This is a genomic window from Pedobacter sp. HMWF019 (assembly GCF_003061025.1).
GTDB lineage: Bacteria > Bacteroidota > Bacteroidia > Sphingobacteriales > Sphingobacteriaceae > Pedobacter.
In genome coordinates this window covers 34,003-36,476 of record NZ_QAIL01000374.1, presented here as the reverse complement: position 1 = coordinate 36,476, position 2,474 = coordinate 34,003, and the positions used below count along the sequence as shown (strand labels likewise).

Sequence of the window (2,474 nt, the reverse complement as noted above, 5' to 3'; positions counted from 1 at the left end):
GTGTAATTCAATTTAAAAAGTACTGAAACTTTAATTAAAGAACTCCAGGTGATGCAAAGAATACGCTATAGAGAACTCGCTGAAAAAGAACTTTATCTCCTTGCAAGGATAGATCGTTCAGAGAAGATATTTACAAGTTATCAGTACCGGGATGGGGAGCTCGTCTTAATAGATACCTCAATTTCAGCAGGCCGATTTAATCCACTGGAATTAGAGGAAATGATAAAAAATCAGCGCGAATTGATCAATGCGGAAGGTAAAGTGATCGGAGCATTTGAAAATAAAAAGATCATTGGCGCTGCTTCTGTGGATAGGAGAAAACGAGGCCGGAATAAAGATTATTGTAAGATGGATATTTTGTATGTGAGTAAGAACTTCAGAGCTAATAAAGTGGGACAGATGTTGCTCCAGAAATGCAAAGGAATTGCGAAGGAATTTGGTGCAAGTAAACTGTATATCTCAGCAACGCCAACAAAAGGCACTGTAGATTTCTACCTCAATAATAGTGCTGTACTTGTGGAAGAATTGGATGAAGAATTATTCAAAATAGAACCAGACGACATTCATTTGGAGATCAAGTTGTAAAATATCCTGCTGATTTTGAGGATAAATAAAGTTTGTCTTTAATTTTTATCAACTTTTTTGATCATTGATAAACTAAAATGCATTTGAAGGCGTTAATATATGCAAGAGCGTTAATTTAGATAGCGGAGCACATTGGAGGATGTGTTTCGCTTTTTTATTTCTATCAACAACCACTAACCTGGCTTCTTTTTTGTGCTTTATGGAAAACTCTTTTAATGGGCATCATTAGGATAAATACACACAATATGAAACAGTTATTAAAACCTAAATTAATATTTACATTTATTTTGTTATTCGGCTTTAACCTATGTGCTCATGCCGACATCATCAGGTTGGTGGTGAAAGAAGATCGGGCCAGTTGCACTGGTGTAGCGCCCCAAACTTGTTATCAGGTTAAGTTTAAAAACAGTAAAAACTGGGAGCTTTTTTACGATCAGATAGTTGGCTTTAAGTATCAACCAGGTTATCGTTATGTATTGCAAGTACAGCGAACAAAGAGAACAAATGTTCCAGCGGATGCCTCTGCATACCAATACAAATTAAAGAAGGTTCTTAAAAAATATAAGGTGAAGACGCAATCAGTTCAAGAAGATGGCGTATGGAGTTTTGTGTCTAAACATAAATGGAATCTGATCCAGCTAAACGGTGTAACACAGGAAAATTCTCCTGCTTTTTTGATTTTTGATGCCGATAAATCTCGCTTTAATGGGTATGCCGGCTGTAATAATTTCTTTGGAGGATTCGAGAAGACGGCAACAACAATTACCTTTAAACAAATAGGCAGTACCTTAATGGCTTGTGCTGATGAGCGCAAGAATAAGCTGGAAGGAGATCTGTTGAAATTAATGTCTGATAAAACTTTCAGATATGATGTTGCGGATCAAACTTTAAATCTTTATCAGGACAATAAACTGGTACTGATGTTTGGAATGTCGTCATTGGATTAAAAAGCTATGGGTTTAATTGTTTGGATTCATTCTAAATAATTATACCTTTGCGTTTATATTAGAATACGCTGTTGCCTGACCCATCCACATATCCGCCAAACCGAATCAAAATTGATGAAGATACCTTCTTTCAGCTTTACGAGTGCTATTGGCAAAAACTTTATCGACAGGCTTTAAAATATTTGTCTGATGATTTTCAGGCAGAGGAAATTGTGCAGGACTTGTTTACTTCTTTATGGCAAAGAAAAGATAGTTTAGAACTTTTTGAAGACACTGTAGAAAATTATTTGGTCAGGGCAGTTCGTTTTCGCATTGCCAGGGTGTACAGTGATGAGGCCAGAAAGACAAAGAAGATGGAGGAGTTTCATTTACGTCATAGTGGACAGCAAAATAATGCGACGGAAAAGCAGGTACTATATAACTTTTTAAGAGAAGATGTAGATAGGTTGGTCCAGTTACTTCCAGAAAGATGTCAGGCTGTATATTTGTTGAGCAGAGTAAAAGGGCTTAACAATCGGGAGATTGCATTGAATTTGGTTATCTCAGAGAAAACAGTGGAGAACCAGCTTACAAAAGCACTAAATTTTATCCGCAAAGGATTAAAGGAATACCCTTCTAACGATTAGGATGAGTAAGGTAAATTTGAAGATCATATAAAAAAAATGGGAATGAGCCCGGAACTATTAAATAAATGCATGGCAGGAAATGCTTCCGATTCTGAATGGGAAGAGTACTTGTTATGGATGGATGGTGACGGCGATGATGCTTCTGACGATTTTCATCCTAATATAGACTCAGATCTACAGAAGCGTAGCTGGGAAAAGATAAGGGTGAGTAATCTGAAGTACAAGCAATCAAAAACCAGAAAATTATGGTTGCTGAGTTCTTCTATTGCCGCAAGTTTGGTCATCATATTTGTGTTTGTTTTTTTTAAACAGAGAG

The 2,474-nt window shown here is 36.5% G+C and carries 4 protein-coding genes; all 4 read left to right on the top strand.

The features are described 5' to 3' along the window. Positions 1-51 precede the first annotated feature (51 nt). Positions 52-585, top strand: a complete 534-nt coding sequence (locus DBR11_RS20545; protein ID WP_108554494.1) for a GNAT family N-acetyltransferase — start codon at positions 52-54, stop codon at positions 583-585. A 245-nt stretch (positions 586-830) separates the two neighbouring features. After that, entirely contained in the window at positions 831-1,532 is a 702-nt protein-coding gene (locus DBR11_RS20540) for a DUF4377 domain-containing protein (RefSeq protein WP_158275344.1), read from the top strand. A 71-nt stretch (positions 1,533-1,603) separates the two neighbouring features. Continuing rightward, positions 1,604-2,158 carry an RNA polymerase sigma-70 factor gene (locus DBR11_RS20535; protein WP_158275343.1) on the top strand — a complete coding sequence of 185 codons (555 nt, stop codon included), beginning with the start codon at positions 1,604-1,606 and terminating at the stop codon, positions 2,156-2,158. A 42-nt stretch (positions 2,159-2,200) separates the two neighbouring features. Further along, on the top strand, positions 2,201-2,474 hold a 274-nt coding region (locus DBR11_RS29940), incomplete at its 3' end, for a hypothetical protein (RefSeq protein ID WP_199233905.1).

What these genes read in the sequence shown, in the direction of transcription:
- DBR11_RS20540 (WP_158275344.1), top strand. Translation starts at nt 831, where the DNA reads ATGAAACAGTTATTAAAACCTAAATTAATATTTACATTTATTTTGTTA.
- DBR11_RS20545 (WP_108554494.1), top strand. Translation starts at nt 52, where the DNA reads ATGCAAAGAATACGCTATAGAGAACTCGCTGAAAAAGAACTTTATCTC.